Below are 5,520 nucleotides of genomic sequence, written 5' to 3' on the forward strand. Positions count from 1 at the left end.
CAAAATGTAGCACAGGCATCTTGCCTGTGGATTCAGATCGGATCGCCTCATTTAAGATGAAACAGTCCAGTAGGGTGCGTTACCGTCGATCCATCATCAGTCAATTCGGTCAGTGGCGGTCGGGAACGCACCGAAAATTTGCCCATAATAAATGCACGGATATTCATTGCTATTAATGCGAATCTTGATGCCCAGTATTATCTTAATTCAATTGAGATGCGATCGCGATTATTTGAATGCTCACGATATGACATTCTATCAAATCCGGTTGAATGCTCGGAACACAAAACGGGTTAGATATCCAGACCGCTTTGGAATCAATTCCAAAGCTAATAGCTCAAATCCTCTCAAGAGGATTGGGAAGATTTTTCGATCCAATAACTGGATCTGATATAATTAGAGCAACCGACAAGATGGTTCGGATTTGAACCCACTTAGGAGGATCGATTTTCTCGGGTCGCTTTAATCAACAAACAACGATCAAGAAAAATATGGCGATATCTTGATATCATCCCGCATCATCAATTTTCTGCTGGATTTTATGCAAAGCTTTAAAAACACTACCAAAAGCAATTCCAAGCCCGATCGCAAATCCGATTAAAGATGGAAAAGGGAGTTCTGACGATAATGAACCAATCGCAAAAGCCATACCAATGATCGTCCATTTAAAATAATTCTTATTTTTCATTAATCGCACCGATTAACATCAACTTCAATATAAATCCAGTCAAATGTAGGAATCCCAACTACAATTATTCGAGTCGTCAACGCAGCATTAATTGAAATGATGATAAAAACTGCATTCTTAGGACTCGGGGTGATGGGAGGGTACATGGTTGCCAATTTAGCCCGAGTTGGCTACGATGTCAAGGCGTGGAACCGCACCCTTCGCCCCAGAATTGCGATGCCAACGTTGAAGTTCCTGTGAATCGCCCCCAAACCCCCAATTCTGGGGGCTTCCCCCAACCCCCAAACCCCCAATTCTGGGGGCTTTGATCGGATGGAATTTGGGCTCATCATGTCATATTGCTGTAAAATATAAATGCAGCTTTGCAAGATGCCGAAGAGAAAATCCCATGACAGAAATTATTTTTTTAGTTGAGGATGACCCGGAAGGGGGCTACGTCGCCAGGGCGATGGGTGAATCTATCTTCACTCAAGCTGATAGCATTGAGGAATTGCGAGAAATGGTAAAAGATGCCGTTCGTTGCCATTATGATGATGAGGCGAATCGTCCAAAAATCATCCGTTTACATATCGTGCATGATGAGGTGATTGCTTCGTGAAGTTGCCGAGAAGCTCGTATCGAAAACCACTTTAGCATGAGCCATGATGAACTTCTGAATCGACTTTTTTATTGACAATGAATAAGGGAGAATAAACATGAAATGGCGTGTCGTACTCGAATCGGATTCAGAAACTGGAGATTGGGCGGTTTGGTGTCCGGAGTTGCCCGGTTGCGTGTCGGCGGGAGAAACGGAAGAGGAAGCGTTAGAAAATATTAAAGAGGCGATCGCGCTTTATCTCGAACCGAATCCGATTGAATTACAATCCGGTGCGGTTGTGCGCGAGGTATCGGTGGGATGACTCGTAGCAATTATGATGATGAAGCGAATCGTCCAAAAATCATCCGTTTATCGAACCCGATCCGATTGGCTTAAAATAAAATATCGTCAAGTCTCCGGAGGCTAAATTATGTAAATCAAAGTCGAAGTTCCCGACGAATTGGCGATCCGGTTGAGTCCGCTGCAAGAGCAGTTGCCGCAAATTTTAGAACTGGGGTTGCGGGAATGGAGTGCGGATGCTCAATCGGGATTTTCGGGGTTGGCAGATGTTTTGGAGTTTTTGGCAAATCTTCCCACCCCGGAGGAAATTTTGGCGTTGAAGCCGTCTGAGGCGTTGCAGCAGCAGATCGCCAATTTGCTGGAAAAAAATCGGACGATTGGGTTGACGGCGGAAGAGGCGCGATCGTGGCAACAATATGAATATGTCGAGCATTTGGTGCGGGTGGCTAAGGCTAAGGCTTTGCTGAAACTCAGGGAAGCGTGAAGGATGAGCAAGGCTTATGTTTCTGTCGCACTGAGGCGCCTGGTGAGCGATCGCGCTGATTTTGCTTGTGAGTATTGATTGAATGATACTCGGGGATTAAAACTATCATGAAAGTTATCAATCCGGAACAATCCTATACATTCAGCAAAATTTTTGAACTCAAAATAGAACCCAAAGATTTATCCAAGTATTTCGGCTTGGTTGATACTCTACTGATGGAATTCCCATCTTTTTTTTTCCAAAAACTGCATGAACATAGGGAGTGATGGCAATCGCTTGAACGGGAACTCCGATTGCCATCAAATCTGGACTTGTTCGAGTTTGATTGATGAGGTAGTTTCCACTGTTCCAACTAGTATTATTCCAATTACCATAGCTATCTTGCCATCGAATTGAAAAATGTATGATCAATCCAGCATTGTTAACACAACAAATTTTTTGAACTTGATTCATTATTTTAAATCCGGTTTTAAATTATTTATCTTTTGCGGAGAGTGAGTTTGCCTGAATCGGAGCAAGCTCACTCTCCATCTTTCAAAACTTTTGATCCTTTGAAGAATCAAAAATTCTGAATAAGTACAATTAAATGGCAGCACCAGGACTATGCGAATGTAGCATGGTTTCCATTTTTACTCGTACATATATATCCCTGATAAGTACCGCCATTTTGGGCAATCTGATACTCAGTGTTGACATGGATTCTGTCGGGCTGACTTAAAGAATTAACTGACAAAGGACGGTCATCAATATTTGATGATGCAACACCTGTAGATATAACTGATGTACCCGCCTCATTTTTGATGTTGACATTTACCATTTCAACTGCTAGTAAGTTGCGGTGTATTAGTTGTGACAAGCCGGGGTAATTTTTGACAGAATTAGTAGTCCAACTACCATTGCTATTGTAAACAACCTCAAATGTCGTTACTCCTGCAGTTGTGTCACATATTCCAGAACCAATTGAGGAGGTCGTAAAATTGATTACTTGACCGGCTTGGAAACTTCCAGTCTGTACATAAAATATGAGTATAGGCTGACAGTCGATGTTCTTATTCGGTGCAGCATTGATAAAATTAGAAAGAATTGTTGAACCGTTGGAATTGTGAACTGCTAATCCCGCATTATACTTGTTTGTAACGGGGTTAAATATAGGAGTAAGAATCCGAAAAGCACCTGGTTGTACTCCCTCGCTGTAAGTTGGCACTGACAATCCTAATCCCGGTTCTATCGACATCTTAGTAGTATTATTTGTGGATTCAGAAGATTCGGAATTTGTCAATTCTATCCGTTGAGTTGCAGATGTATATCCAGAACTTTGTCCCACTACTATATGGGGAGCTTGCTCTTCAACGCCAGCATAATACTGTTGCAAAAATTGAAAAGTCAACAACGAACCACTGCTCTCATAAGGCATCAAGGTCGCACTATATATACTGTTAGAATAAACTTCCGATCCTCCGATATATTGCGCGGGCTCTTGAAAGAAATAGAAATCTTGCTTTTCGGGACTTAAATTTTTGACATTGATGGTGTAAAGGGTACTCATGATGTTTTCCTATTCGTCGGTTAAGCTCTAGATTTACGATGACTCAATAATGTATTTTTTTTTTCTTTAATACCACCGAAGTTTGTGAACTTAAACCGGAAACTTTACTGATAACTTTCCCGAAAATCCCTCAAACCCAATCCCAACAAGGCTTTCAAGCCGATCGCCCCCTTGACACCCCCCAAACATCGAGTAAAGTTAGACGTATAAAATTCAAATTTGTCCTGAAGGGTCTATCTACTGTTTGTTGTAGTTTGTCCACCTTCGTAACTCTCTACTATGTCTCTTTATAGCCAACGAAACAGAAACAGTGTCATCCTCACCCAGCAGGGATTTCGGAAACTGCGAGCCGCCCAAGCGGAAACGGATCTTTGGAATCCCATAACCCAATCCTGCACTTTGGAATCCCTCGCCGAACTGACCGGACTCTCGACCCACACCCTCAGTAAAGTTCACGCCCGGAAAAAGAAGGTCGATTTCAGATCCATCGATCGCTACTTTGCCGCCTTTGACCTGACCCCGGAACCGGGGGATTACGAACCGCCCATCCGACAAGCCAAAACCGATCGCGCCCTCCAAAATACCGCCGTCAGTTGGGAACTCGCCCCGGACGTGGCGGGGTTCTGCGGTCGCACGGCCGAACTGGAAATCCTGCGACGGTGGATATTAGCCGATCGCTCCCGTTTTATCACCCTTTTCGGCATGGGAGGAATCGGAAAAACTTGGCTGGCGGCGAAGCTGGCGGAACAGGTGCAACCCCATTTTCAATCCCTGGTGTGGCGGCATCTCGAACCGATCGCCCATCCTCCCCTTCCCTTCGGCGACTTCCTCGACGACCTGATTCGCGACCTTTCCCCCCACTCGCTTATTCCCGACTCCATCAACGGGAAAATCCGACAGGTGATGAAGTGTTTGGAGGGCAAATCTCATCTGTTGGTTCTCGATAACGTCGAATCTATTTTGGAAGAGTATCAATCCCCCGCCACCTCCGAGACAAGTGACGCGGAACCGCAGAATCCGGACTGGGAAGCCTATCGCAAATTCCTCCAACATCTCGCCCAAGGGCGACATCAAAGCTGCGTGGTTTTAACCAGTCGAATTGAACCCAACTTAATTTATTTCCTCGGCGGGAACAACTCCCACATCCGTTCCCTCTCCCTCCCCGGACTGCCGGTGGCGGACATCCGAGAAATGCTGGGCGTACAGGGGACATTCCAAGCCGCGCCGGAGGACTGGGATCGCCTCGCGGACTGCTACGACGGCAATCCCAAAATTCTCAACATCGTCGCCGCCACCGTCCTGCGGTTATTTAATCGTAATTTGACCGAATTCTTTCGCCAAAATACGCTCATTTTTGATGAGATCTGCGAACTGCTGGAAGAACAGTTAAACGTTTTATCCGACCCCGCACGAACGGCGATCGCGCTTCTGGCGGCGGAGAAAGCACCCCTCTCGCTTTCCGAGTTGCGATCGCACGTCTCATCTTCCATCGCCCGGAAAAACCTGTTGGGAACGCTGACATCCCTGAAAGCGCGATCGCTCGTCAATTTGACGGAAACTCACGTTTTTCTGAATCCCTTGTTGGGAAATTATTTGGCATTGAGCGACCGATCTTGAAAGTTCCCCTTTGCAAGGGAGATTTAGGGGGATCGGATCTATCCCATCGAATCGAAAACTTTCATATAGCCATGTGAAATAATATCAGATCCGGTTATATTTCCGACAATCGCAGATCCCCCCCGCCCCCCTTAACAAGGGCAGGGCTGTTTCATTCTCCCCAGAAAAATGGCAGGGGGAGCGGAGGGAGCGACCGGGAGCGGAGGGAGAAGAGAGAGATTTTTCGGAATAAAAAGGTATTTTTAACCGGAAAAAATCCTTGCTCCTGTCTCCCATCAACGGTTTTCATTGTCGCCCTCGACAATTTT

Annotated in this window: 8 protein-coding genes; 5 read left to right on the top strand and 3 right to left on the bottom strand. The window is 45.4% G+C overall.

The features are described from left to right. Positions 1 to 508: 508 nt before the first annotated feature. The gene (locus AC0QHF_RS02945; RefSeq protein ID WP_324702690.1) at positions 509 to 688 is read right to left on the bottom strand and encodes a hypothetical protein; all 180 of its coding nucleotides are present in this window, start codon (positions 686 to 688) and stop codon (positions 509 to 511) included. Positions 689 to 784: 96 nt separating this feature from the next. Here AC0QHF_RS02945 and AC0QHF_RS02950 point away from each other — a divergent pair, with 96 nt between their 5' ends. From AC0QHF_RS02950 to AC0QHF_RS02965, 4 genes are all read left to right on the top strand, one after another. Beyond that, positions 785 to 928 carry an NAD(P)-binding domain-containing protein gene (locus AC0QHF_RS02950; protein ID WP_324702691.1) on the top strand — a complete coding sequence of 48 codons (144 nt, stop codon included), beginning with the start codon at positions 785 to 787 and terminating at the stop codon, positions 926 to 928. A gap of 148 nt (positions 929 to 1,076) precedes the next feature. Then, positions 1,077 to 1,286, top strand: coding sequence for a type II toxin-antitoxin system HicB family antitoxin (locus AC0QHF_RS02955; RefSeq protein ID WP_324702692.1), 210 nt, complete (start codon positions 1,077 to 1,079; stop codon positions 1,284 to 1,286). A gap of 97 nt (positions 1,287 to 1,383) precedes the next feature. Further along, positions 1,384 to 1,587 (top strand): type II toxin-antitoxin system HicB family antitoxin, encoded by a 204-nt coding sequence (locus AC0QHF_RS02960; protein ID WP_324702693.1) that lies wholly within the window; start codon positions 1,384 to 1,386, stop codon positions 1,585 to 1,587. A 150-nt stretch (positions 1,588 to 1,737) separates the two neighbouring features. Next, on the top strand, positions 1,738 to 2,049 hold the full coding sequence (locus AC0QHF_RS02965; protein WP_324702694.1) for a restriction endonuclease subunit S domain-containing protein: 312 nt from the start codon (positions 1,738 to 1,740) through the stop codon (positions 2,047 to 2,049). Between the two features lie 159 nt (positions 2,050 to 2,208). Here the strand turns inward: AC0QHF_RS02965 and AC0QHF_RS02970 are convergent, their stop codons facing one another. Both AC0QHF_RS02970 and AC0QHF_RS02975 read right to left on the bottom strand, forming a co-directional pair. Next, a complete protein-coding gene (locus tag AC0QHF_RS02970; RefSeq protein WP_324702695.1) occupies positions 2,209 to 2,502 on the bottom strand; it encodes a hypothetical protein in 294 nt (97 codons plus the stop codon). Positions 2,503 to 2,650: 148 nt separating this feature from the next. Beyond that, positions 2,651 to 3,595, bottom strand: coding sequence for a hypothetical protein (locus AC0QHF_RS02975; RefSeq protein WP_324702696.1), 945 nt, complete (start codon positions 3,593 to 3,595; stop codon positions 2,651 to 2,653). Positions 3,596 to 3,874: 279 nt separating this feature from the next. On the opposite strand from AC0QHF_RS02975, the gene AC0QHF_RS02980 reads away from it, so the two are divergent. Continuing rightward, entirely contained in the window at positions 3,875 to 5,212 is a 1,338-nt protein-coding gene (locus AC0QHF_RS02980) for an NB-ARC domain-containing protein (RefSeq protein ID WP_324702697.1), read from the top strand. Positions 5,213 to 5,520 lie beyond the last annotated feature (308 nt).

The organism is Lyngbya sp. CCY1209 (assembly GCF_055795065.1).